This window comes from Geodermatophilus arenarius, from assembly GCF_042654585.1.
Lineage (GTDB): Bacteria > Actinomycetota > Actinomycetes > Mycobacteriales > Geodermatophilaceae > Geodermatophilus > Geodermatophilus arenarius.
In genome coordinates this window covers 38,797-64,364 of sequence record NZ_JBHSGR010000024.1, presented here as the reverse complement: position 1 = coordinate 64,364, position 25,568 = coordinate 38,797, and the positions used below count along the sequence as shown (strand labels likewise).

Below are 25,568 nucleotides of genomic sequence, written 5' to 3'. Positions count from 1 at the left end.
GCGAGCCGATCCGGTCCGTGCGCCGCCGGCCGGTCCCTACCCTCCCGACGCCCGCGCCACCGATCGGCCACGTCCCGGACCGGCCGCCGAGGGAGCCGACCATGCCCCGTCAGTTCGGCCGATACCTGCTCGAGGAGATGATCGGCGCGGGTGGCATGGGCGAGGTGTGGCGGGCGCGCGACACGCGCTTCGACCGGCTCGTCGCGCTCAAGCTCCTGCCCGAGGCGCTCAACCGGGACACGGAGTTCGCCGCCCGGTTCCGCCGGGAGTCGTACGTCGCGGCGCGGCTGCGCGAGCCGCACGTCGTCCCGATCCACGACTTCGGCGAGATCGACGGACGGCTGTACCTCGACATGCGCCTGGTCGACGGGCGCGACCTCGGCCGCCTCCTGGAGGACGGGCCGATCCCGCCGCAGCGCGCGCTGTCCCTGCTCGGCCAGGTCGCCGACGCCCTCGAGGCCGCGCACGCCGACGGGCTGGTCCACCGCGACGTGAAGCCCAGCAACGTGCTGGTGACGCCGACCGACTTCGTCTACGTCGTCGACTTCGGCATCGCCCGGTCGGTCGGCAGCACCCGCACCTCGCTGACGATCACCGGCGCCACCGTCGGGACGCTGGACTACATGGCGCCCGAGCGCTTCACCGACCAGCCCATCGACGGGCGGGTGGACGTCTACTCGCTGGCCTGCGTCCTCGCCCAGACCCTCACCGCCCGCAAGCCCTTCGGCGGGGAGGACCTGCCGGCGCTGCTCTACGCCCACCTCTACGCCGACCCCCCGCGGCCCAGCGAGGTCGTCCCCACCCTCCCGCGGGCGCTCGACGACGTGATCGCGCGCGGGATGGCCAAGCGGCCCGAGGAGCGGTACGCCACGCCGGGCGAGCTGGTCCGCGCGGCCCGGGAGGCCCTCGCGGAGCCGCCGGTGCCGGTCGTGCTGCCCACGGCGCCCCGGCAGGCGGCGACGGCCGCCGCTCCCCCGCCTCCCCCGCCGCCCGCCGCGCCGACGGTCCTCGGCGTCCGGTCCGGGGACGGGCGGCACAGCTCGGTGCGGCCCCTGGCGCCGGCCGGCCGCCCGCCGCACCGGGGCCGCCGCGCCGCCCTGGTCGCCGGCCTGGTGCTCCTGCTCGCCGTCGGGGGGCTCGCCTGGTGGCTGTGGCCGCGGGGGCAGGACGCCGACGGGACGGCGGGGGCCGCGGAGAGCACGACGCCGTCCCCGCAGGACACCGCCCCGCCGCCGAGCCCGCCGCCGCCGGCCAGCCTCGCCGTCCCCACCCGGCTCGGGGAGCCGATCGAGGTCCCGCCGACCCCGGGCTTCCTCGCCGTGGCCCCCAACGGCCGCTACGCCTACACCGCCCACCGGGCGGAGGGGGTGGTCAGCGTCCTGGACACGACCTCGCTGGAGGTCGTCTCCCGGATACCCATCCCGGCCGGGCCGCCGCAGTTCGTCACGTTCTCCCCCGACGGCGGCCGCGCCTACGTGACGGTGACCGACGCGGACCACACCGAGAACTCCGTGGCCTTCGTCGACACCGCCACCAACGAGGTGGTCCGCACCGTGGAGGTGGGCCTGCGCCCCTTCGCGCCGGCGACCTCGCCCGACGGCCGGCTGCTGTACATCCCGCTGCACGACGAGGGCCGGGTCGAGGTGCTCGACACGGAGAGCGGCGACGAGGTCGCCTCGTACGACGTCGCGCCCAACCCGCACTGGATCGCCGTCTCCGCCGACGGCACGCGCGCGTACACCGCCAACCACGAGTCCGACGTGCTGTCGGTGCTCGACCTCACCGACGGCGGGCGGGTGCTGCAGGAGATCCCGGCCGGCGACTCGCCGCACAGCGTGGCCGTCTCCCCCGACGGGAGCCGGGTCGCGGTGGTGGCCTACGACAGCAGCGAGGTCCACCTGGTCGACACCGCCACCGGCGCGGCGGTCAGCGGCCCCGTGGGGCTGCAGCCGCAGGACGTCAGCTGGGCGGCGGACGGCCGGCGCCTCTACACCGCGGACGTCGACGGCGACACCATGTCGGTGGTCGACGCCCGGACCCTGCAGGTGACCGCCAGCGTGCCGACCGGGGACGGCCCGACCAGCGTCGCCGTCTCCCCCGACGGCCTGCGGGCCTACGTCACCAACCTCAACGACGCGACGGTGGTCGTCTACGAGCTGACCGCCTGAGGGTCGGCGCCCGCGGGCTCGACCAGCGCGGGGCGCTCGGCCGGGGTGACGGTGACCGCCGTCCCGGGCGTGAGGCCCTGGCTCCCGGCGCTGGGGACGTCGGCCTGCACCTCGACCCCGTCGGGCAGCGCGACCGCCAGGCGGGTGGTGGCGCCGGAGAACGTGCGGGTGACCACCCGGCCCACCCCGCGCGGGTCCTCGACGACCTCGAGCGCCTCGGGCCGCACCAGCGCGAACGCGGGCCCGGACGACGGGGCGGCGCCGAGCACCTCGCGGCGCACGCCGAGGAACTCGACGTCGCCGTCGCCGAGGACGGCCGGGATGCGGTTCATGGTGCCGACGAAGCCGGCCACGAACGCCGTCGCCGGGCGCTCGTAGAGGTCGTCGGGGGTGGCCACCTGCTCCAGCCGGCCGGCGCGCATGACGCCGACCCGGTCGGCGACCGACAGCGCCTCGGACTGGTCGTGGGTGACGAACACGGTCGTGATGCCCAGCTCGAGCTGGATGCGGCGGATCTCCTCGCGCAGCTGCACGCGCACGTGGGCGTCGAGCGCCGACAGCGGCTCGTCCAGCAGCAGCACCTGCGGCGCCACGGCCAGCGCGCGGGCCAGCGCCACCCGCTGCTGCTGGCCGCCGGAGAGCTGGTGCGGGTAGCGCTGCCCGCGGTCGGCGAGCCCGACCAGCTCCAGCAGCTCCGCGGCCCGCCCGGCGCGCTCCTCCCTGCCCCGGCGGCGCACCCGCAGCCCGAAGGCGACGTTCTCGGCCACGGTCATGTTCGGGAAGAGGCTGTAGGCCTGGAACACCATCCCGACGTCGCGCTTCGACGGCGGGATGCCGGTGACGTCGCGGCGGTCGAACCAGACCCGGCCGGCGTCGGGCACCTCGAAGCCGGCGATCGCGCGCAGCGCCGTCGTCTTGCCGCAGCCGGAGGGTCCCAGCAGGGCGAGGAACTCCCCGCCCGCGACCTCCAGGTCCAGCCCGTCGAGGGCGAGCACCGGGCCGTAGCGGCGGGTCAGCCCCTCCAGGCGGACGCCGACCGGCGCCTGCTCGCGCAGGTCGGCGGGCGCGGCGGCCCGCGGGGCTGCGGGGACAGCGGTCATGCGGGGTCCTCCTCGCGGCGCCGGCGGTCCAGCGCGGAGATGAGCAGCAGCAGCACCCAGGTCAGCAGCAGCGAGAGCACCGAGACCGCCACCGACAGCCGCGGCTGCGAGCCGGAGATGCGCACGATCCAGGTGGGGAAGGTCTCGAAGCCGAGGATGTTGGCGACGGTGAACTCGCCCAGCACCAGCGCCAGGGTGAGGAAGGCGGCGTTGAGCACCGACGTGCGCAGCACCGGCAGGACGACCGAGGCCATCACCCGCGGCCACGAGGCACCGAGCACCCGCGCGGCCTCGGTGAGCGTGCGCAGCTGGGCGCCGCGGACGCCGGCGTCGAGCGCCCGGTAGACGAACGGCAGCGCCAGCACGACGTAGACGAGCACCAGGATCCACGGCAGCGCCGGCTCCTGGAGCGCGAAGAACGCCTCGGCGAGCGGGGTGCCGTAGAAGTAGTCGGGCGCCCAGGCCAGCACGCTGCGCACGCCGACCACCAGCGCGATCGGCGGCAGCAGCAGCGGCACGAGGGTGAGGAACTCGACCAGCGGGCGCAGCCGCGGCAGCCGCAGCTCCACGAGCACCACGGTGGGCACCACGAGCAGCAGCGCGATCCCGACGGTGAGCACCCCGAGCAGCAGCGAGCGGCCGAAGTTCTCGGCGAACCCCTCGGCGCCGGGGATGCTCGTGTAGGCGTCGGCGGTGACCCCGTCGCGGCCCCGGACGGTGAACCACAGCGAGGCGCCCAGCGGCACGAGGAAGTACAGGCCGAGGACGGCGAACACCGCCCACCGCCACCGGCCGCGGCCCCGCCGGGCGGGCCGGACCGGGGTCTCCGGCTCGACGCCGCCGGCGCCGGTGACGCCCGCGGTGGAGACGCCGGCCGTCGTCGCGCTCACGCCAGCCACCGCGACGTGCGCCGCTGCACCCAGGTGTAGAAGGCCATCACCAGCCCGACGAGGACGACCATCCCCAGGGCCAGCGCCTTGCCGAGGTTCTCCGCGCCGACGACGACGTTGCTCGACAGCGAGTCGGCGATCTGCAGCGTCACCAGCGGCAGGCTCGAGCCGACCAGCGCCTTGGCCGTGGCGTAGGCGGCGAACGCGGAGGCGAACAGCAGCATCGTGGCGCCGAGCACCGGCGGGAGGAGGACGGGCCCGCCGACGTGGCGCCAGTACTGCCAGCGGCTGGCGCCGAGGACGTCGGAGGCCTCGCGCCACTGCGGCCGCAGCGCCTCGACCGCCGGGACGATGGTCAGCACCATCAACGGCACGAGGAAGTACAGGTAGACCAGCGCGAGGCCGGCCATCGAGTACAGCGAGAAGCCGTCGAGGCCGAGGGTGTCGGTCAGCAGGGCGGTGACCACACCGGCGTTGCCGATGGTGGCGAGGAACGCGAACGCCAGCGGGACGCCGCCGAAGTTGGCCAGGACGCCCGAGGCGGTGAGCACCAGCCGCCGCAGCAGCCGGCCGAGCCGGGTGCCGACGACGGCGAAGGCGAGCGCCAGGCCGAGCACCGCGCCCAGCACCGCGGTGACCGCCGACAGCTGCAGGCTGCCGAGGTAGGCGCGGGCGTAGGCGCCGCCGGTGACCGTGCCGAGGTTCGCCGTCGACCAGCTCTCCTCGAAGGTGACCGGGTCGGTGGCGCGGAACGCCTCCACGGCCAGCACGCCGACCGGCAGCAGCAGGAAGACCGCGACGTAGAGCAGGAACGGCAGGACGCCCAGCGCGGGCAGCAGCGCGCCGCGCCGGCGTCCGCTGCGGGACGCCGGCGCGGCGGGGGCGGGTGCGGTGCTCAGCCCGACATCTCCTGGTTCCACCGGGTGGCGACCACCTGCTGGGCGGCGCTCTCCTGCTCCTGGGTCGGGAAGTCCGCGGTGCCCTCGACCGGCGGCAGCGCGGCCAGCGCCTCGGCGTCGGCGGTCCCGGCCTCCTCCATCGCCGGCAGCCGGACCGGCCGGGCACCGCCGGCCAGGTACAGGTTCTGGCCGCGGTCGCTGTAGAGGAACTCCTGCCACAGCCGCGCGGCGGCCGGGTGCGGGGCGTAGGCGCTGATCGCCTGGCTGTAGTAGCTGCCGAACAGCCCGTCGGAGGGGACGGCGACCTGCCACTCGACGCCCTGCTCGGCGAGGGTCCCGGTCAGGGCGGCGTTGTTGTAGTCCCAGTCGATGGCCAGCGGGGTCTCCCCGCTCTGGATCGTCGCCGGGGTGATCTCGACCGGGTTCCAGTTGCCGGCGTCCTTGACCTGGACGAAGAAGTCGATGCCCGGGCCGATGTCGTCCAGGCTGCCGCCGTTGGCCAGCGACGCCGCCCAGACCCCGGAGAAGGCCGCCGCGGCCTGGGTCGGGTTGCCGTTGAGCGCCACCTGGCCGGCGTACTGCGGGTCGAGCAGCTGGGCGAAGGTGGTCGGGCACTCGGCGATCACCGTGGCGTTGCAGCCGATGGAGATGTAGCCGCCGTAGTCGTTGTACCAGTACCCCTCGGGGTCCTTCTGGCCCTCGGGGATGTCGTCCCAGGTCTCCACCTGGTAGGGCGCGAGCAGGTCCTGCGCCTGCGCCTGGCGGGCGAAGGCGGTGCCCAGGTCGAGGACGTCGGGCGCACGGTCCTGGCCGCGCTGGCTCTCGACGGCGTTGATCTCGTCCTGGCTGGACCCGTCGGGCGAGGCGCTGTTGACGGTGATCCCGTACTCCTCCTCGAAGGCGGAGATGATCTCGCCGTAGTTCGCCCAGTCCGGCGGCAGCGCGATGACGTTGAGCTCACCCTCCGCCTGGGCCGCCTCGACGAGGGCGTCCATGCCGCCGAGGTCCTCGGCCGAGCGGGCGGTGGCCGCGTCCGATCCGCCGCCCCCGCCTCCCGAGCCGCCGTCGTCGCCGCCGCCGCACGCGGTCAGCACGAGGGTGGCGGCCGCCACGACGGTCGCGGTCCTCAGGGTGGGGGTGGATCGCACGGGTCCTCCTCGGGAGCTGTCGGACTGCCCTCCGGGCCCGGCGGGACGCCGTCCGGGGGCTCGACGGATGGTGGCAGAACCGGACCGTCCGGAGGGCCGGTTCCGGTGACGGGCCGGGGAACGTTCGGGAGACGCCGGGGGTCAGCGCCCGGTGAAGGCCGCCTTGCCGGGCCCGCTCTCGAGGAAGGAGCGCATCCCGGTCTTCTGGTCCTCGGTGTCGAACAGCCCGGCGAACAGCCGGCTCTCCAGAGCCAGGCCCCGCTCCAGCGGCCCGTCGAGCCCCTCGTCGATCGCCTGCTTGGCCGCGGCCAGCGCCAGCGGCGGCCCGGCGGCGAACTTCCGCGCCATGGCGACGGCGGTGTCGTACACCTCGGCGTCCGGGACGACGGCGTCGGCCAGGCCCATCTCCAGCGCCTCCTCGGCGCCGACGTGCCGGCCGGTGAAGACGAGGTCCTTGGCCTTGGCCGGGCCGACCAGGCGGGCCAGCCGCTGGGTGCCGCCGGCGCCGGGGATGACGCCGAGCAGGATCTCGGGCTGGCCGACCTTCGCCCCGGCGCCCATGACCCGGAAGTCGGCGCACAGCGCGAGCTCGTAGCCGCCGCCGAGGGCGTAGCCGGTGATGGCGGCGATGACCGGCTTGGGGATGCGGGCGACCGTGGTGAAGCTGTGCGTGAGCTCGCGGCCCCAGGCCACCATCGTGGAGCCGGTCAACTGCGACATCGCCTTGATGTCGGCGCCGGCGGCGAACACCCGCTCCCCGCCGTAGACCACGACGGCGCGCACGTCGGCCCGCTCGGTCGCCTCGATCGCCGCGGTCCGCACCTCGGTGTGCAGCTGCTCGTCGATCGCGTTCATCTTGGGCCGGTCGAGGCGGATCGTGCCCACCCCGTCCTCCACCGACAGGGTCACGAACTCGGGCGCTGCCATGCACGGCCTCCAGCGAGGGGGGACGACGTCGTCGCCTGGACCCTAACCAGCGGGCCGTGGTCAGCCCCGGCGACGGGCGGTGAAGCGGCCGTCGGAGCGCTCGAGCGCCAGCGGCAGGCCGAACGTCTCCGACAGCAGCTCGGCGGTGATCACCTGCTCCAGCGGGCCCGACGCGACCACCGCCCCCTGGCGCAGCAGCAGCGCGTGCGTGTAGCCCGGCGGGATCTCCTCGACGTGGTGGGTGACCAGCACCTGCGCCGGGGCGTAGAGGTAGGTGGCGAGGTCCGACAGCCGGCTCACCAGGTCCTCGCGGCCGCCGAGGTCCAGGCCCGCGCCGGGCTCGTCGAGCAGCAGCAGCTCCGGGTCGGGCATCAGCGCGCGGGCGATCTGCACCCGCTTGCGCTCCCCCTCGCTGAGGGTGCCGAAGGGCCGGTGCGCGATCCGCTGCACGCCCCACTGCTGCATGAGCGTCGCGGCGCGGGTGAGGTCGTGGATGTCGTAGCGCTCCCGCGCGCGGCCGACGATCGCGTACCCGGCGGACAGGACGACGTCGCCGGTGCGCTCCCCCGACTCGATCCGCTGCGCCAGCGCCGCGCTGGTCAGGCCGATCCGCGGGCGCAGCTCGAAGACGTCGACCGCGCCCATCGTCTCGCCGAGCAGCCGCACCTCACCGCGCGTGGGGTGCATGTGCGCCCCGGCCAGCTGCAGCAGCGTCGTCTTGCCCGCGCCGTTCGGGCCGAGCACCACCCAGCGCTGCTCGGGCCGGACGGTCCAGTCCACCCCCCGCAGCAGGTGCGACTGCCCGCGGACGACGTCCACGCCGCTCATCTCGACGACCGGTTCTGCTCCGCCGACGGCGGGACTGCTCGACACGACCCCATCCAACCAACCCGCCCGCCTGCACCCGGGGAGGTGGCGGTCTTGGCACGATCACCCGGTGAGGACCACCAGCGAGGACGTCGAGGTCTGGCCGGGCTCCCCCGCTCCCCTGGGCGCGCACTGGGACGGCACCGGCACGAACTTCGCGCTGTGGTCGGCCGGCGCCACCGCCGTCGACCTGTGCCTGTTCGACGACGGCGGCTTCGAGCACCGGCACCGGCTGCAGGAGACCACCCACCAGGTCTGGCACGGGCGGCTGCCCGGCATCGGCCCCGGCCAGCGCTACGGCTACCGGGTGCACGGGCCCTGGGACCCCGGCGCCGGCCACCGGTGGAACCCGGAGAAGCTGCTGCTGGACCCCTACGCCCGCGCCGTCGACGGCGACCTCTCGCTGCACCCCGCGCTGTTCGCCTACCGCGCCGACGGCCCGGACACGGGCCCGGCCGACCCGCGGGACTCCGCGCCGTACGTGCCGCGCGGCGTCGTCGTCCACGACTCCTTCCCCTGGGACGGCGACCGGCGGCCGGCCACCTCCTGGTCGGACACCGTCGTCTACGAGGTGCACGTCAAGGGCGCGACCATGCGCCATCCCGGCGTGCCGCCGGCGCTGCGCGGCACCTACGCGGGGCTGGCGCACCCGGCGTTCGTCGAGCACCTGGTGTCGCTGGGCGTCACCGCCGTCGAGCTGCTGCCGGTGCACCACTTCGTCAGCGAGCCGCACCTGCTGCGCCGCGGGCTGACCAACTACTGGGGCTACAACACCCTCGGCTACTTCGCCCCGCACGCCGCCTACAGCTCGGCCGGGTCCGGCGGGGCGCAGGTGACCGAGTTCAAGGCGATGGTGAAGGCGCTGCACGCGGCCGGCATCGAGGTGGTCCTCGACGTCGTCTACAACCACACCGCCGAGGGCGACCACACCGGGCCGTCGCTGTCGCTCAAGGGCATCGACAACCCCGGCTACTACCGGCTCAACGGCGAGAACCGGGCCCGCTACACCGACTACACCGGCTGCGGGAACACCCTCGACGTCCGCCGGCCGCAGGTGCTGGCGATGCTCATGGACTCCCTGCGGTACTGGGTCACCGAGATGCACGTCGACGGCTTCCGGTTCGACCTCGCCGCCGCGCTGGCCCGGTCCTTCCACGACGTCGACCGGCTCTCGGCGTTCTTCGACGTCGTCCACCAGGACCCGGTGGTCAGCCAGGTGAAGCTCATCGCCGAGCCGTGGGACGTCGGCGAGGGCGGCTACCAGGTGGGCAACTTCCCGCCGCTGTGGACCGAGTGGAACGGCCGCTACCGCGACACCGTGCGAGACGTCTGGGCCGGCTCGCACGTCGGCGTCCGCGACCTGGCCTACCGGCTGACCGGCTCCTCGGACCTCTACCGCTCCGACGGCCGCCGCCCGTTCGCCAGCGTCAACTTCGTCACCGCCCACGACGGGTTCACCCTCACCGACCTGGTCACCTACGAGCGCAAGCGCAACGAGGCCAACGGCGAGGACAACCGGGACGGCGAGAGCCACAACCGCAACTGGAACTGCGGCGTCGAGGGACCCACCGACGACCCGGAGGTGCAGGCGCTGCGCGGCCGACAGGTCCGCAACCTGCTGACGACGCTGCTGCTGTCGACCGGCGTGCCGATGCTCACCGCCGGCGACGAGCTCGGCCGCACCCAGGGCGGCAACAACAACGCCTACTGCCAGGACAACGAGGTGTCCTGGATCGACTGGGACGCCGTCGACGGGGACCTGCTCGCCTTCGTCCGCCGGCTGGTGCGGCTGCGCCACGACGCGCCGGTGCTGCGCCAGGAGGCGTTCTTCGAGGGCCACGAGATCCCGGGCACCGGCGGCACCCGCGACCTGGCCTGGTTCGCGCCCGGCGGCGGGCAGCTGACCACCGCGGACTGGTTCGACACCGGCCTGCAGACGGTCGGCATGTACCTCGACGGCCGCGGCATCCGGCACCGCGACGAGCGCGGCCGCCCGGTCGTCGACGACTCCTACCTCGTGCAGCTGCACGCCGGGCCGGAGCCGGTGACGGTGCAGCTGCCGGGGGCGCCGTGGTCCGACGGCTACGAGCTCGTGCTGAGCACCGAGTACCCGACCGGGGCGCCGCCGCGGCCGGCCGTCGTCGCGCCGGGACCGATCGAGGTGCCGCCGCGCACCGTCTGGCTGCTGCGCGTCCTGCGCCGCCCGCACGATCAGGTGAGCTGATCGTGCGGCGTCCCGGCTCACCGTCGACGCCGAGCCAGGACGCGTTCCGGTGAGCCAGGACGCGTCGAGGTGAGCCCGGAGACGCCGCGGGCCCGGTCCCCTCGGGGAACCGAGCCCGCGGAGGGCAGTGCGCCTAGTCCTGGGGCTGCTCGTAGGTGATGACCGTCCAGCCGAGCAGGAGGCGGTCGCCGTCGGAGAGCGGGTGGGCGACGCCGGGCTCGAGCTGGGTCCACTCGGTGGCCTCGGGGCCGGCGACGTGGGTGCCGTTGAGCGAGCCGAGGTCGGTGAGGGTGACCTCGCGGCCGGAGCGCTGGATGGCCGCGTGCGCCGAGGAGAGCACGTTCTGCGTGTCGGCGATCGGCACCGGCCGGGCGTTGCCCGCGGTCACCAGCTCGTGGCTGTCGGGGCGGCGGCCGAGGACGAGGTCCTCGTCGACGGTGACGACCAGGCCGTCGTCGAAGCGCAGCACCGGCGCGGCGGCGGCGTCGGGCTTCCAGAACGCCGTCTCCTCGCCGCCGTCGTCGACGCGGGTGGAACCCTGCCCCGACGGCGAGGACCCGACCGCGGCGCCGTAGGACGGCGCGGCGGCGAAGCCGGCGTCCGAGCCCGCGCTGAACGACGACGCCGGCGTGTGGGTGGCCGGCGGGACGGCGGCCGGGGCGGCGGAGGCCGCCGCGAGCTGCAGCAGCGCGCCGGCGCCGGGGACCGCGCCCTCGACGAGGTCGTAGGCGACGCCCGGCGGCATCTGCGGCGTGGCCTGGCCCGGGCCGACGTAGAGCGTGGCGCCGAGCGGGAACCCGGCGGCCAGGCTGCACCCGTCGGCCGGCTGGCCGGAGACCGGGACGCCGTCGACGGCCGGCTGGCCCTTGCCGGACCACAGCGCGACGCCGGTGCCGGTGCCGCCGCTGGTGTCGACGAGGACGAGCGCGAAGGAGGCCGAGCCGCCCCCGAGCGCGGGCACCTGGGCGGCGACCGCCGCGAGGACGCGGTCGGCGCCGGGGCCGGACACGCCGAGGCAGGCGTGCAGGGCGGCGACGAGGGCCGGCGAGCCGGGAGCGTCGACCCAGAGCAGTCCCCCGCCGCGACGGGCCACGAGGGCGTCTCCGGGCAGGACTTCACAGCGGTCGGGCATGCGCGCCAGCCTAGTGACCGCACGCCGCCGCGCGTGGTCCGGCCGCACCGCCACGCCACCCGTGGGGACGCTGCGACCGGCGTGACTGGTGGGTCGCCGCTACGCGGAACGCACCAGGCCCAGCTCCGCCGGGTCGGCCAGGTGCTCGGAGTGCGGCAGCACGCGCACCGTGTACCCGAACGCGCCGGTGCGCTCGAGCGGCAGGGTCGCGGTGAACCAGTGCCGCGAGCCCTCGGTGTGCTCGTGCCGCATCGGCACCGTCGTCACCTGGTGCAGGCCGTCGGCGTCGTCGACCCGCCCGTAGGCCGCCTGCACCTCGACGTCGGCCGGGGTGAGGTGCGGCAGCTCCACCTCCGCGCGCAGCGCCAGGGTCGAGCCGATCTCCGGGGTGTCGCCGGCGCCGGTGGCCTCGACGTGGGCGACCCGCACGCCCGACCAGTTCTCCAGCAGGTGCGCCCGCCACTGCGCCTCGGCCCGCGCCGGCGCGTACCCGCCGTCGGCCATGGTCCGCGACGAGCCGGCGGCCGGCACGTACAGCCGCTCCACGTAGTCGCGCACCATCCGGGTGGCGAGCACCTTCGGGCCGGTCTCGCGCAGCGTGTGCCGGACCATCTCGACCCAGCGGGTGGGGATGCCGTCGCGGTCGGTCTCGTAGAACCGCGGCAGCACCTGGGTGGACAGCAGGTCGTAGATGGCCCGCGCCTCGACGTCGTCGCGTCGCTCGGGGTCGGTGACGCCGTCGGCGGTGGGGATCGCCCAGCCGTTCTGGCCGTCGAACCACTCGTCCCACCAGCCGTCGCGGATGGACAGGTTGAGCCCGCCGTTGAGCGCGGCCTTCATGCCCGAGGTGCCGCAGGCCTCCAGCGGCCGCAGCGGGTTGTTCAGCCAGACGTCGCAGCCCCAGTAGAGGTAGCGGGCCATCCCGATGTCGTAGCCGGGCAGGAACGCGATGCGGTGCCGGATCGCGGGGTCGTCGGCGAACTTCACCATCTGCTGGATCAGCTGCTTGCCGCCGTCGTCGGCGGGGTGGCTCTTCCCGGCGATGACCAGCTGGACCGGCCGCTCCCCGTCGAGCAGCAGGGCCCGGAGCCGGTCGGGGTCGCGCAGCATGAGGGTCAGCCGCTTGTAGGAGGGCACCCGGCGGGCAAAGCCGATGGTGAGGACGTCGGGGTCGAAGGCGGTGTCGGTCCAGCGCACCTCGGCCTCGGCCGCGCCGCGCGAGCGCGCCGTCTCGCGCAGCCGGCGGCGCACCTCCTCGACCAGCCGGCCGCGCAGCATCCGGCGGGTGTTCCACAGCTCCAGCGCCGGGATCCGGTCGACGCCGTCGAACGACGCCGGCCCGGTGCCCTCGAACGGGTCGCCGTCGCTGGAGGTCTGGGTGCCCAGCTCCACCAGCTCCCGGGCGGTCCAGGTGGGCGCGTGCACGCCGTTGGTGATCGAGGTGATCGGGACGTCGGCCTCGTCGAAGCCCGGCCACAGCGGGTTGAACATGGACCGGCTGACGTGCCCGTGCAGCTCGCTGACGCCGTTGGCCCGCTGCCCCAGCCGCAGGCCCATGTGCGCCATGTTGAACTTCGTCGGGTCGTCCTCGGCACCGAGCGGGATGAGGTGCTCGAGCGGGACGCCGAACCCGGCGAAGTACCGCTCGATCAGCGCGCGTGGGAACCGGTCGATGCCGGCGGGCACCGGCGTGTGCGTGGTGAACACCGTGCCGGCGCGGACGGCCTGCAGCGCCTCGGGGAAGGTCAGCCCGTGCGACTCGGTGAGCTCGCGGATCCGCTCGATCCCCTGGAAGCCGGCGTGGCCCTCGTTGGCGTGGAACACCTCCGGCTGCGGGGTGCCGGTGAGCTGGCAGTAGGCGCGCAGCGCCCGGACGCCGCCGATGCCGAGCAGCATCTCCTGGCGCAGCCGGTGGTCCTCGTCGCCGCCGTAGAGCCGGTCGGTGACCCCGCGCTCGGCCGGGGCGTTCTCCTCGATGTCGCTGTCGAGCAGCAGCAGCGACACCCGGCCCACCTGCGCCCGCCACACGTGCGCGTGCAGGGTGCGGCCCTCGGGCAGCGGGACGGCGATGACGACGGCGGCCCCGTCGGGCTGGCGCAGCAGCTTGACCGGCAGGCCGTGGGGGTCCAGCGACGGGTAGTGCTCCAGCTGCCAGCCGTCGGCCGACAGGCCCTGCTCGAAGTAGCCGGCCCGGTAGAGCAGGCCGACGCCGATCAGCGGCACGCCGAGGTCGGAGGCGGCCTTGAGGTGGTCGCCGGCGAGGATGCCCAGGCCGCCGGAGTACTGCGGCAGCACCTCGGTGATGCCGAACTCGGCGGAGAAGTAGGCGATGCTGCGCGGCGCCTCGGGGCCCAGCGACTGGTACCAGTGCTCGGAGGACAGGTAGTCGTCGAGGTCGTCGACGACGTCCTGGAGGCGGCGGAGGAACCGGCGGTCGGTCGACAGCGTGGCCAGCCGCTCGGCCGACACCTCGCCCAGGACCTTCACCGGGTCGTTGTTGCAGGTCCGCCAGAGTTCGGGGTCCAGCGCCTCGAACAGGTCGCGGGTCTCCGGGTGCCACGACCAGCGCAGGTTCATGACCAGCTGGGACAGCGGCATGAGGGCCTCGGGGAGGGCCGCCCGGACGGTGAACCTACGCAGAGCTCGCACGCGGGGAGCCTAGCCAGCGGGACGCCTCCGGACAGGTCGGAGGCACCACACGACCGGGTGCCGGGCACCCGGTGGGGGACGTCTCGGCGGCCGAGGTGTGACCGGTGCCGGACCTGGATAGCGTGGCCGGGATGACTCGCCGCGCTGACCTCCGCCTCGGCATCACCGATGTCGCCCCCGTCGTGTCCTGCGGGTCGTTCTCGGCCCGCGCCGTGGTCGGCGAGCACCTGCCGGTCACCGCCACCGTCTTCCGGGAGGGCCACGACGCCGTCGCGGCCGACGTCGTCTGGACCGCTCCGGACGGCACCCGGGGTCCCCTCAACCGCATGCGCCGCTTCGGCGAGGAGCCCGACCGGTGGATCACCACCGTGGTGCCCGACCGGGAGGGGCGCTGGACGTTCCGGGTCGAGGCGTGGAGCGACCCGCTGGCCACCTGGCACCACGCCGTCGAGGTGAAGATCGAGGCCGGCCAGGGCCCCGGGGAGCTGGCCAACGACCTCGAGGAGGGCGCCCGGCTGCTCGAGCGGGTCGCCGAGGGCGCCGACGACGAGTGGCGCGGCCGCCTCGGCGAGGCCGTCGCGGCGCTGCGCGACACCTCCCGCACGCTGCCCGACCGGGTCGCGCCCGCGCTGGCCGCCGGGGTGCAGCGCTACCTCGACGAGCACCCGGTCCGCGAGCTGGTCACCCCGACGCCGGAGTACGAGGTGTGGGTCGACCGGCCGCGCGCGCTCTACGGCTCCTGGTACGAGTTCTTCCCCCGCTCCGAGGGCCCCGTCGTCGGCGGCGTCCCCGTGCACGGGACGTTCCAGACCGCGGGCGACCGGCTGCCGGCGGTCGCCGAGATGGGCTTCGACGTCGTCTACCTGCCGCCGATCCACCCGATCGGCAAGGTCAACCGCAAGGGCCCGAACACGCCGCAGTTCCCCGGCGGCAACCCGCACGAGGTCGGCCCGGACGACGTCGGCTCGCCGTGGGCGATCGGCAGCGACGAGGGCGGCCACGACGCCGTCCACCCGCAGCTGGGCACGATGGAGGACTTCCGCGCCTTCGTCGCCCGCACCCGCGGCCTGGGCATGGAGGTGGCGCTGGACCTGGCGCTGCAGGCCGCGCCCGACCACCCGTGGGTCAAGGAGCACCCGGAGTGGTTCACCACCAAGCCCGACGGGACCATCGCCTACGCGGAGAACCCGCCGAAGAAGTACCAGGACATCTACCCGGTCAACTTCGACAACGACCCCGAGGGCATCTACGCCGAGGTGCTGCGGGTGGTGCGGGTCTGGATGGACGCCGGCGTGCGGATCTTCCGCGTGGACAACCCGCACACCAAGCCGCTGGACTTCTGGCACTGGCTGATCTGGAAGGTCAAGGAGACCGACCCGGACGTGCTCTTCCTCGCCGAGGCCTTCACGCGGCCGGCGATGATGCACCAGCTGGCGCGGATCGGGTTCACCCAGTCCTACACGTACTTCACGTGGCGGACCGCCCGCGGCGAGATCGAGGACTACGGCCGCGAGCTCGCCACCAACGCGCACTACATGCGGCCGAACTTCTTCGTGAACACCCCGGACATCCTGCACGCGAGCCTGCAGTACGGCGGCCCGCCGATGTTCAAGATCCGCGCGGTGCTCGCGTCGATGATGAGCCCGACCTGGGGCGTCTACTCCGGGTACGAGCTGTACGAGCACGTGGCGGTGCGGCCGGGCAGCGAGGAGTACCTCGACAGCGAGAAGTACCGGCTGCGCCCGCGTGACTGGGCCGGCGCCGAGGCGGCCGGCCGGAGCCTGGCGCCCTACCTGCGGAAGCTCAACGAGATCCGCCGCCGACACCCGGCGCTGCAGCAGCTGCGGACGCTGCGGTTCCACCAGGTCGACAACCCGAACCTCATCTGCTTCAGCAAGACCGACCCGGCCTCGCAGGACGCCGTCCTCGTGGTCTGCGCCCTCGACAGCCAGAACCGGCAGATCGGGACGACGGCGCTGGACATGCCGACCCTCGGGCTGGACTGGCACGAGCGCTTCGCCGTCACCGACGAGGTCACCGGCGCCCGCTACGACTGGGGCCAGTTCAACTACGTCGAGCTGGACCCCTACTGGGAGCCGGCGCACGTGTTCTCGGTCCACCTGCCCCGGCCGGTGACCTGGCCGCCGCCGGTCTCCTGACCCCTCCCCCACCTCCTGACGAACGAGGGCTTCCCGCACCGATGACGCTCCCCGTGCCCGACTCCCCCGACGCGGGCTCCGCGCTGCCACCGCGGGGCAGCGACCCGCTCTGGTACAAGCGCGCCGTCTTCTACGAGGTGCTCGTCCGCGGCTTCGCCGACAGCAACGCCGACGGCGTGGGCGACCTCCGCGGCATGATCGACAAGCTCGACTACCTGCAGTGGCTCGGGGTCGACTGCCTCTGGCTGCCGCCGTTCTTCGCCTCGCCGCTGCGCGACGGCGGGTACGACGTCAGCGACTACACCGCGGTGCTGCCGGAGTTCGGCGACATCGACGACTTCCGCGACCTGCTGCACGCCGCCCACGCCCGCGGCATCCGCGTGATCATCGACTTCGTCATGAACCACACCTCGGACCAGCACCCCTGGTTCCAGGCCAGCCGCAGCGACCCCGAGGGCCCCTACGGCGACTTCTACGTGTGGGCCGACGACGACACCGGCTACGCCGACGCGCGGATCATCTTCGTCGACACCGAGTCGTCCAACTGGACGTTCGACCCGGTCCGCAAGCAGTACTTCTGGCACCGCTTCTTCTCGCACCAGCCGGACCTCAACTTCGAGAACCCGAAGGTGCAGGAGGCGATCATCGACGCCCTGCGCTTCTGGCTGGACCTGGGCATCGACGGCTTCCGGCTCGACGCCGTCCCCTACCTGTTCGAGGAGGAGGGGACCAACGGCGAGAACCTCCCCCGCACCCACGAGTTCCTCAAGCACGTGCGCAAGGTGGTCGACGCCGACTACCCCGACCGCGTGCTGCTGTGCGAGGCCAACCAGTGGCCGGCCGACGTCGTCGAGTACTTCGGCGAGGACGGCGACGAGTGCCAGATGGCCTTCCACTTCCCGGTGATGCCGCGCCTGTTCATGGCCGCCCGCCGGGAGCAGCGGTTCCCGATCTCGGAGATCATGGCCCAGACGCCGCCGATCCCCGACAACTGCCAGTGGGGCATCTTCCTGCGCAACCACGACGAGCTGACCCTCGAGATGGTCACCGACGAGGAGCGCGACTACATGTGGGCGGAGTACGCCAAGGACCCCCGCATGAAGGCCAACATCGGCATCCGCCGCCGGCTGGCGCCACTGCTGGAGAACGACACCAACACCCTCGAGCTGTTCAACGCGCTGCTGCTGTCGCTGCCCGGCTCGCCGGTCCTGTACTACGGCGACGAGATCGGCATGGGCGACAACATCTGGCTCGGTGACCGCGACGGCGTCCGCACGCCGATGCAGTGGACGCCCGACCGCAACGGCGGCTTCTCCACCGCCGACCCGCAGCGGATGTACCTGCCGCTGAACCAGGACCCGGTCTACGGCTACCAGACCACCAACGTCGAGGCGCAGCTGCGCAACACCAACTCCATGCTGCAGTGGATCCGCCGGATGATCGCCGTCCGCAAGGAGCACCCCACCTTCGGCCTGGGCAGCTACGAGGAGGTCGGGTCGCGCAACCCCACGGTGCTGTCGTTCGTCCGCGAGTTCGGCGACGACGTCGTGCTGTGCGTCAACAACCTCTCCCGCTTCCCGCAGCCGGTGGAGCTGGACCTGCGCCGCTTCGAGGGCTACACGCCCATCGAGCTCACCGGCCGGGTCGAGTTCCCGCAGATCGGCGTGCTGCCCTACATGCTCACCCTGGCCGGGCACGGCTTCTACTGGTTCGAGCTGGCCAGGCCGGTGGAGCCGGCCGAGGAGCCGGCCGCGGAGCCGGAAGCCGCCACCAGCCCGGTCGCCGACTCGCTGCTGGCCGCCGGCCTGGTCAGCGAGGCCGAGGAGATCCCCGGCGACAGCGACACCAGGACCGGCGACGACGTCCCGCCCAGCACCGGAGGACCCCGATGAGCGGAGCACCCGAATGAGCGGAGCACCCGAATGAGCAAGGCCCTGGCCGACGTCCTGCGCGAGTGGATGCCGCACCAGCGCTGGTTCGGTGGCAAGGGACGGGAGTGGGCCGACGTCACCGAGGAGGGCTTCTTCCTCTCGCGGTCCGAGCCGGTCCTGTCGGTCCACCGCGTGCGGGTGACCTACGCCGACGGCGCCGTCGAGACCTACCTGGTGCCGCTGTCGTGGCGGGCGCACCCGGAGGAGGAGCTGTCCTCGGCGCTCGTGGGCGCCGTCCCGGCCAGGGGCGCGGACGGCGCCGACCGGGAGAACTACGCCTACGACGCGATGCGCGACCGCGACGCCACCCCGCCGTGGCTGGTGCACCTGGTGGCCGCCTCGACGGTGGGGCCGATGCACTTCCACCCCGCCGGCGTCGCGCCGATCCCCGAGGGCGTGCCCGGCGACGTCGTCTCGACCGAGCAGAGCAACACCTCGCTGGTCTACGGCCAGGACGCCATCTTCAAGCTGTTCCGCCGCCTCGAGCCCGGGCTCAACCCCGACGTCGAGATCGGCGAGGCGCTGCGCAAGACGGAGAACCCGCACATCGCGCCGCTGCTCGGCTACATCGAGATCGACGACCCCGACGGCGGCGAGCCGGCGACCGCGGCGATGCTGCAGACGTTCGTCCGCGGCGCCAGCGACGGGTGGCGGCTGGCCACCGCCAGCGTCCGCGACCTCTACGCGGAGGGCGACCTGCACGCCGACGAGGTCGGGGGCGACTTTGCCGCCGACAGCGAGCGGCTGGGCGCGGCGACCGCCTCGGTGCACGCCGACCTCGCCCGCGTCCTGGACACCGAGCCGGCCGACCGCGAGTGGTTCGCCGCCACCGCGCGGGCGATGACCGACCGGCTGGAGGCCGCGCTGCCCGTCGTCCCGCAGCTGGAGGAGCACCTCGAGGGCCTGCGCGCGGTGTACGCCGCGGTGGCCGACAGCCCGGAGCAGGTGGTGCGCCAGCGGGTGCACGGCGACTTCCACCTGGGCCAGGTGCTGCGGACGGCGACCGGCTGGGTGGTGCTCGACTTCGAGGGCGAGCCGGCCCGGCCGCTGGCCGAGCGGCGACAGCTGGACAGCCCGCTGCGCGACGTGGCGGGCATGCTGCGCAGCTTCGACTACGCCGCCCGGCACATGCTCGTGGAGCAGCCCGACGACCCCCAGCGCGCCTACCGGGCGCAGGAGTGGGCCGAGCGCAACCGCGGCGCGTTCTGTGCGGGCTACTCGGCGGCCAGCGGCATCGACCCGTGCGGGGACTCGCCCCTCCTGCGGGCCTTCGAGGCGGACAAGGCGGTCTACGAGTGCGTCTACGAGGCGCGCAACCGGCCGAACTGGCTGATGATCCCGCTGCACTCGCTGTCCCGGCTCACCGCCGCGAGCACTTGAGTCCCCCGCCAGACGACACGCAGCAGACGACGCAGCAGACGACGACGCAGCAGACGACGAAGAGGACGGCAACGCGACGATGACGACGAGCGACCCGACACCCGCGAGCGGGACGGCCGCCGAGACCGCTGACTCGCCGGCCACCAAGGAGCAGCTGCAGCGGGCGGTCGAGGAGATGACCGCGCAGGCCGAGACCGCCGAGGCCGAGCCGGTCGTGAACCCGACCCCGGCGCGCAAGCGGGCGCCGGCGAAGAAGGCCGCCGCGAAGAAGGCCCCGGCCAAGAAGGCCGCCGCGGAGAAGGCCCCGGCTGCGGACGCGGCCACCGCCGCGGTGGCCGGCGGCGACGGCGCCGCCGAGCCCGCCGCGGCGAAGAAGGCCACGAAGCGGACCGCGAAGAAGGCCGCGCCGGCCGCCGACGGCGAGGCGCCGGTCAAGGCCACCCGCAAGCGGGCGCCGCGCAAGACGGCCGCGGAGAGCATCACCGAGCCCACCGCCGAGGTGGTCGCCGAGCAGGGCGGCACCGCGGCGCCGGTGGTCGCGCCCGCGCCGATCGCCGAGCCCGGCTCCCCCACGGGCGCGCCCGCCGGGCAGCCGGAGCCGCCCTCGCCCGACCCGGCCGAGCCCTCGACGCCGCAGGCGCCCGAGGAGGAGTCGGCTGCTGTCGGCACCGCCGACGCGGGGACGGCCGCGCCCGCGCCCGCGCCCGCAGCCGGCGACGGTGGCGGCCTCACCAGCGGCGCCGGCGGCGGGGGCGAGCACGACGCCCCCGAGGAGGTCACCGAGGAGGACCTGCGGGCGATCGTCGACGGCTGGTCCCGCGACCCGCACCGGGTGCTCGGCGCGCACGCCGCCGCCGAGGGCTGGGTGGTGCGCACGCTGCGGCCCGACGCGTCCGCGGTGGTCGTCGTCGACCAGGACGACTCCCGCTACGAGGCCCGGCGGATCCACGGCGGCGGGATCTACGAGGCCGCGCTGCCGCAGCAGCCCGGGGACTACCGGCTCGAGGTGACCTACGGCGGGGACACCTTCACCGTCGACGACCCCTACCGCTGGATGCCCACGCTCGGCGACCTCGACCAGTACCTGATCGGCGAGGGCCGGCACGAGCGGCTGTGGGAGGCGCTCGGCGCGCACGTGCGGCGCTACGAGACCCCGCGCGGCACCGTCGAGGGCGTCTCCTTCGCCGTCTGGGCGCCCAACGCGCAGGGCGTGAAGGTCACCGGCGACTTCGACTACTGGGAGGCCCGGGCCTACCCGATGCGCCAGCTCGGCGGCATCGGCGTCTGGGAGATCTACATCCCCGGCGTCCAGGCCGGCACCCGCTACCGCTTCCACGTCCTGGGCGCCGACGGCGTCTGGCGGGAGAAGTCCGACCCGATGGCGTTCGCCACCGAGGTGCCGCCGGCCAACGCCTCCGTCGTCGTCGAGTCCTCCCACGAGTGGAACGACGACGCGTGGCTGGCCGAGCGCGAGCGCGGCAACTGGCACGAGCGGCCGATGAGCGTCTACGAGGTGCACCTGGGCTCCTGGCGGCAGGGCCTGTCCTACCGCCAGCTGGCCGAGGAGCTCGTCGACTACGCCGTCGCCGCCGGGTTCACCCACCTGGAGTTCCTGCCGGTCGCCGAGCACCCGTTCGGCGGCTCGTGGGGCTACCAGGTCACCAGCTACTACGCCCCGACGTCGCGGTTCGGCAGCCCCGACGACTTCCGGTACCTCGTCGACCGGGCGCACCAGGCCGGCCTCGGCGTCATCGTCGACTGGGTGCCGGCGCACTTCCCCAAGGACGCCTGGGCGCTGGGCCGGTTCGACGGCACCGCGCTCTACGAGCACGACGACCCGCGCCGCGGCGAGCAGCCGGACTGGGGCACGTTCGTCTTCAACTTCGGCCGCACCGAGGTGCGCAACTTCCTGGTCGCCAACGCGCTGTTCTGGGCCCAGGAGTTCCACGTCGACGGGCTGCGGGTCGACGCCGTCGCCTCGATGCTCTACCTGGACTACTCGCGCAAGGACGGCGAGTGGATCCCCAACGCGTACGGCGGGCGGGAGAACCTCGAGGCGGTGTCGTTCCTGCAGGAGGTCAACGCCACCCTCTACCGCGAGGTGCCGGGCGTGGTGACCATCGCCGAGGAGTCGACCGCCTGGCCCGGGGTCACCCGGCCCACCTACCTCGGCGGCCTGGGCTTCGGCTTCAAGTGGAACATGGGCTGGATGCACGACTCGCTGGCCTACGTCCAGCGCCAGCCGGTGCACCGCAGCTACCACCACAACCAGCTGACGTTCTCGATGATGTACGCCTACTCCGAGAACTACGTGCTGCCGATCAGCCACGACGAGGTCGTGTACGGCAAGGGCTCGCTGCTGCGGAAGATGCCGGGCGACCGGTGGCAGCAGCTGGCCGGCGTGCGCGGCTACCTCGCGTACATGTGGGCCCACCCCGGCAAGCAGCTGCTGTTCATGGGCTCGGAGTTCGCCCAGGACGGCGAGTGGGCCGAGAGCCGCTCGCTGGACTGGTGGCACCTGGACGACCCTGCGCACCGCGGCGTCCTGCAGCTGGTCACCGACCTCAACGCCCGGTACCGGGAGACCGAGGCGCTGTGGTCGCTCGACGTCGACCCGGCCGGCTTCCAGTGGATCGACGCCAACGACGCGTCGGGCAACGTCATCACCTTCCTGCGCTACGGCCGGCCGAAGGTCGCCGACGTCCCGACGCCGACCGAGGCGGCCGAGAGCGGCACCGACGCCGCGGTGGTCGAGGGCGGCGGGCAGACGCCGGGCCAGGTGCTCGCCGTCGTCTGCAACTTCTCCGGCGCCCCGCACCACGGCTACCGGATCGGCCTGCCGCGCGGTGGGCGCTGGCGCGAGGTCCTCAACACCGACGCCGAGGGCTACGGCGGCTCCGGGGTCGGCAACTACGGCGGGGTCGACGCGGTCGAGGAGCCCTGGCACGGCCAGCCGTTCTCGGCCACCGTCTCCGCGCCGCCGCTGGGCACCCTCTGGCTGCTGCACGAGGGCTGATCCCGGCCGCTCCCCCGGCTCCGACCTGCGACGGCCGGGCCGCTCCACCCGTGGAGCGGCCCGGCCGTCGTCGCGCGCGGACCCGTTCCCAGCCGCTGCCCGCCCGTGCATCATGGCCCGGCTCCGCGCCCCGGTGGCGCGGGCCGGCCCCGGCTCCCTCGGGGGCCCGCACCCCGGCAGAGAAGGAACCCCAGCTCCATGAGGCATGGTCTGCGCCGCGCGATCGTCGCGGCAGCGGCGGGCAGCGTGCTGCTCACCGGTTGCTCGAGCACCGTCGTCGGCGCCGCCTCCCGCGGGCCGGGCGTCCCGGTCGACGTGTCCGACGGCGAGTTCCCCATCACCGGTTCCGCGGACACCGAGGCCGACCGGCTGGCCCGCAACGCCCTGGCCGACCTCGACACCTTCTGGAGCGAGGCCTACCCCGAGTTCTTCGGCGAGGAGTACCAGCCGATCACCGGCGGCTACTTCTCGGTCGACTCCACGGACATCGACGAGTCCGCCTACCCCAGCACCGGCATCGGCTGCGAGCGGGCGCCCGAGGACCCCGACGGCGTGGCGAACAACGCCCACTACGACCCCAACTGCGACGCCGTCGCCTACGACCGCGCGCTGCTCGACCAGCTCAGCGCCGAGTTCGGGCCCTACCTCGGCCCCGCGGTGATGGCGCACGAGATCGGCCACGCCATGCAGGGCCGGTTCGGTTTCGCCGACTCGACGATCGTCGTCGAGACGCAGGCCGACTGCCTGGCCGGCGCCTTCACCCGGTGGGTGATCGACGGCAACGCCGAGCACATCGCGCTGCGCGTCTCCGAGCTCGACCAGGTGGTGCTCGGCTTCATCGGCCTGCGCGACCCGGTCGGGTTCTCCCCCGACGACGACCGGGCGCACGGCTCGGGCTTCGACCGGCTGTCGGGCTTCTACGCCGGCTACGAGGGCGGCGTCGGCACCTGCCGGGACGACTTCACCGAGCAGCGGCTGTTCGTCGCCACCGAGTTCCTCACCGAGGACGACCTCGACAACGAGGGCAACGCGGCGTACGACGAGATCGGCCAGATCATCGGCACCACCCTCCCCGCCTTCTACGAGTCGGTCTTCCCGGGCCTGGGTGAGCAGTTCAGCGCCCCGACCGTCGAGTCGTTCGACGGCACCGCGCCCGACTGCGGCGACATGGGCGCCGAGGACCGCGACCTCGGCTTCTGCGAGGCCGACGGCACCGTCTACGTCGACGAGGCCGACCTGCTCGGCCCGGCCTACGAGGGGATCGGCGACTTCGCCGTGGCCACCGCCGTCTCCCTGGCCTACGCCCAGGCGGCGCGGGCGCAGCTCGGCCTGTCCATCGACGACGCCACGGCCGTCAGCTCCGCGGTGTGCCTGACCGGCTGGTACGCCGGGCGGTTCTGGACCGGCGACTTCCAGGCGCAGGAGATCTCCCTCTCCCCCGGCGACGTCGACGAGGCGGCGATCTTCCTGCTCACCTACGGCCAGCAGGAGAGCGTCTTCCCGAACACCGACCTGTCCGGCTTCGAGATGGTCGACGCCTTCCGCGACGGGTTCCTCAACGGCGGCGCCGGCTGCGAGATCGGTCTCTGACAGCGCACCACCCGTGACGGCGCCCGTCTCCCCCCGGGAGGCGGGCGCCGTCCGCGTTCACGCAGGCCCGTGGCGGGTAGAGGCTCCCGCGATGGACCTCCGCACGCGCTCCCGGGGCGCACTCGCCGTCGTCGTGGCGCTCGGCGTCCTCCTGACGTCGGGGTGCTCGTACGTCGTCATCGGGCAGGCGCGCTCGCAGGGTGCGCCGTCGCAGTCGGTGGGCGACGACGCCCTGCGCGTCGTCGGCGCCACCGACGGGCCGATCGACACCCTCGCCCGCAACGCCCTCGCCGACCTGCAGACGTTCTGGTCGGACACCTTCCCGGCCGTCTTCGGTCAGCAGTTCCAGCCGCTGACCGGCGGCTACTTCAGCGTCGACCCGGACGACGTCGACCCGGCGGCCTACCCCGAGGGCATCGGCTGCGGCACCGACCCGCGCGAGCTGGAGAACAACGCCTTCTACTGCTCCTCGCAGGGCGTGCCCAACTCCGACTCGATCAGCTATGACCGCGCCTTCCTCGGCGAGCTGGCCGCGCAGTACGGCGAGGTCCTGCCGCAGCTGGTGATGGCGCACGAGTACGGCCACGCGGTGCAGGCCCGGGTCGGCTACCCGCGGACCTCGATCGCCACCGAGACCCAGGCCGACTGCCTGGCCGGCGCGTGGACCGCGTGGGTGGCCGACGGCAACGCCGAGTTCTCCTCCGTCGACACCACCGACCTCGACCAGCTGCTGCGCGGCTACTTCCTGCTGCGCGACCCGGTGGGCACCGGCACCGGCGAGCAGCAGGCGCACGGCTCCTACTTCGACCGCGTCTCGGCGTTCCAGGAGGGCTTCGACGACGGCGCCGAGGCGTGCCGCGACAACTACGGCCCCGACCGCGTCTTCACCCAGGGCGAGTTCACCAGTGACACCGACTTCGCCAACCGGGGCAACGCGGACCCCGCGACCACGCAGCAGATCATCGAGGACTCGCTGCCGGAGTTCTGGACCCGCGCGTTCAGCGAGGTGCTGGACGCCGAGTTCACCCCGCCGCAGCTGGAGGCCACCTCGAGCCCGCCGGACTGCGCCCCGTCCGACGTCGCCCTCGTCTACTGCCCCGACGGGGGCAGCGCCGGCCTGGTCGCCTACGACGGGGACTTCGCCGAGCAGGCCTACGAGCTCGGCGACTTCGCCCTGGTCACCGGGGTGGCCATCCCCTACGCGCTGTCGGCGCGCGACCAGCTGGACCTGTCCACCGACGACACCGACGCGCTGCGGTCGGCGGTCTGCCTGACCGGCTGGTACTCCGCGCAGGTCTACAACAACCAGCTCCGGTCGGTGCGGATCTCGCCGGGGGACATCGACGAGAGCGTGCAGTTCCTGCTCGAGTACGGCAACGACCCCGACGTGCTGGCCGACGTCGAGCTGACCGGCTTCCAGCTCGTCGACGTGTTCCGCGCCGGGTTCCTGCAGGGCGCCGGCCCCTGCGACGTCGGGGTCTGAGCCCC

16 protein-coding genes are annotated in these 25,568 nt (G+C 73.9%); 8 read left to right on the top strand and 8 right to left on the bottom strand.

The window, feature by feature from the left end; genetic code table 11:
- Window positions 1–101: 101 nt before the first annotated feature.
- On the top strand, window positions 102–2,168 hold the full coding sequence (locus tag ACFO3M_RS19155) for a protein kinase domain-containing protein (RefSeq protein ID WP_387992587.1): 2,067 nt from the start codon (window positions 102–104) through the stop codon (window positions 2,166–2,168).
- On the opposite strand, the gene ACFO3M_RS19150 is transcribed toward ACFO3M_RS19155, so the two are convergent.
- The 6 genes from ACFO3M_RS19150 to ACFO3M_RS19125 form a co-directional block, all read right to left on the bottom strand.
- Window positions 2,150–3,268, bottom strand: coding sequence for an ABC transporter ATP-binding protein (locus ACFO3M_RS19150; protein WP_387992584.1), 1,119 nt, complete (start codon window positions 3,266–3,268; stop codon window positions 2,150–2,152). The genes ACFO3M_RS19155 and ACFO3M_RS19150 overlap by 19 nt on opposite strands.
- Window positions 3,265–4,158 (bottom strand): ABC transporter permease subunit, encoded by an 894-nt coding sequence (locus ACFO3M_RS19145; protein ID WP_387992581.1) that lies wholly within the window; start codon window positions 4,156–4,158, stop codon window positions 3,265–3,267. Before ACFO3M_RS19145 ends, ACFO3M_RS19150 begins: the two co-directional genes overlap by 4 nt.
- Entirely contained in the window at window positions 4,155–5,078 is a 924-nt protein-coding gene (locus ACFO3M_RS19140; RefSeq protein ID WP_387992578.1) for an ABC transporter permease, read from the bottom strand. The genes ACFO3M_RS19145 and ACFO3M_RS19140 overlap by 4 nt, the downstream gene beginning before the upstream one ends.
- Window positions 5,054–6,205, bottom strand: a complete 1,152-nt coding sequence (locus ACFO3M_RS19135; protein ID WP_387992575.1) for an ABC transporter substrate-binding protein — start codon at window positions 6,203–6,205, stop codon at window positions 5,054–5,056. The genes ACFO3M_RS19140 and ACFO3M_RS19135 overlap by 25 nt, the downstream gene beginning before the upstream one ends.
- A gap of 141 nt (window positions 6,206–6,346) precedes the next feature.
- The gene (locus ACFO3M_RS19130; RefSeq protein ID WP_387992572.1) at window positions 6,347–7,132 is read right to left on the bottom strand and encodes an enoyl-CoA hydratase/isomerase family protein; all 786 of its coding nucleotides are present in this window, start codon (window positions 7,130–7,132) and stop codon (window positions 6,347–6,349) included.
- 60 nt (window positions 7,133–7,192) lie between these two features.
- Window positions 7,193–8,005 carry an ABC transporter ATP-binding protein gene (locus ACFO3M_RS19125; RefSeq protein WP_387992569.1) on the bottom strand — a complete coding sequence of 271 codons (813 nt, stop codon included), beginning with the start codon at window positions 8,003–8,005 and terminating at the stop codon, window positions 7,193–7,195.
- Window positions 8,006–8,069: 64 nt separating this feature from the next.
- Between ACFO3M_RS19125 and glgX the strand changes: the two genes are divergently transcribed.
- Complete coding sequence (gene glgX / locus ACFO3M_RS19120) at window positions 8,070–10,223, top strand: glycogen debranching protein GlgX (protein ID WP_387992566.1); 2,154 nt, start codon at window positions 8,070–8,072, stop codon at window positions 10,221–10,223.
- Between the two features lie 133 nt (window positions 10,224–10,356).
- Here the strand turns inward: glgX and ACFO3M_RS19115 are convergent, their stop codons facing one another.
- Window positions 10,357–11,355, bottom strand: coding sequence for an FHA domain-containing protein (locus tag ACFO3M_RS19115; protein WP_387992563.1), 999 nt, complete (start codon window positions 11,353–11,355; stop codon window positions 10,357–10,359).
- Window positions 11,356–11,454: 99 nt separating this feature from the next.
- Window positions 11,455–14,004, bottom strand: a complete 2,550-nt coding sequence (glgP, locus tag ACFO3M_RS19110) for an alpha-glucan family phosphorylase (protein ID WP_387992560.1) — start codon at window positions 14,002–14,004, stop codon at window positions 11,455–11,457.
- Window positions 14,005–14,135: 131 nt separating this feature from the next.
- On the opposite strand from glgP, the gene ACFO3M_RS19105 reads away from it, so the two are divergent.
- From ACFO3M_RS19105 to ACFO3M_RS19080, 6 genes are all read left to right on the top strand, one after another.
- Complete coding sequence (locus ACFO3M_RS19105; RefSeq protein ID WP_387992557.1) at window positions 14,136–16,163, top strand: alpha-1,4-glucan--maltose-1-phosphate maltosyltransferase; 2,028 nt, start codon at window positions 14,136–14,138, stop codon at window positions 16,161–16,163.
- Between the two features lie 41 nt (window positions 16,164–16,204).
- Window positions 16,205–18,055: a maltose alpha-D-glucosyltransferase gene (gene treS / locus ACFO3M_RS19100; protein WP_387992554.1), complete on the top strand. Its 1,851-nt coding sequence runs from the start codon at window positions 16,205–16,207 to the stop codon at window positions 18,053–18,055.
- Window positions 18,056–18,085: 30 nt separating this feature from the next.
- A complete protein-coding gene (locus tag ACFO3M_RS19095) occupies window positions 18,086–19,474 on the top strand; it encodes a maltokinase N-terminal cap-like domain-containing protein (RefSeq protein WP_387992552.1) in 1,389 nt (462 codons plus the stop codon).
- A 79-nt stretch (window positions 19,475–19,553) separates the two neighbouring features.
- Complete coding sequence (gene glgB, locus ACFO3M_RS19090; RefSeq protein ID WP_387992549.1) at window positions 19,554–22,490, top strand: 1,4-alpha-glucan branching protein GlgB; 2,937 nt, start codon at window positions 19,554–19,556, stop codon at window positions 22,488–22,490.
- 198 nt (window positions 22,491–22,688) lie between these two features.
- A complete protein-coding gene (locus tag ACFO3M_RS19085; RefSeq protein WP_387992546.1) occupies window positions 22,689–24,080 on the top strand; it encodes a neutral zinc metallopeptidase in 1,392 nt (463 codons plus the stop codon).
- 91 nt (window positions 24,081–24,171) lie between these two features.
- Window positions 24,172–25,563, top strand: a complete 1,392-nt coding sequence (locus ACFO3M_RS19080) for a neutral zinc metallopeptidase (protein WP_387992544.1) — start codon at window positions 24,172–24,174, stop codon at window positions 25,561–25,563.
- Window positions 25,564–25,568: the final 5 nt, after the last annotated feature.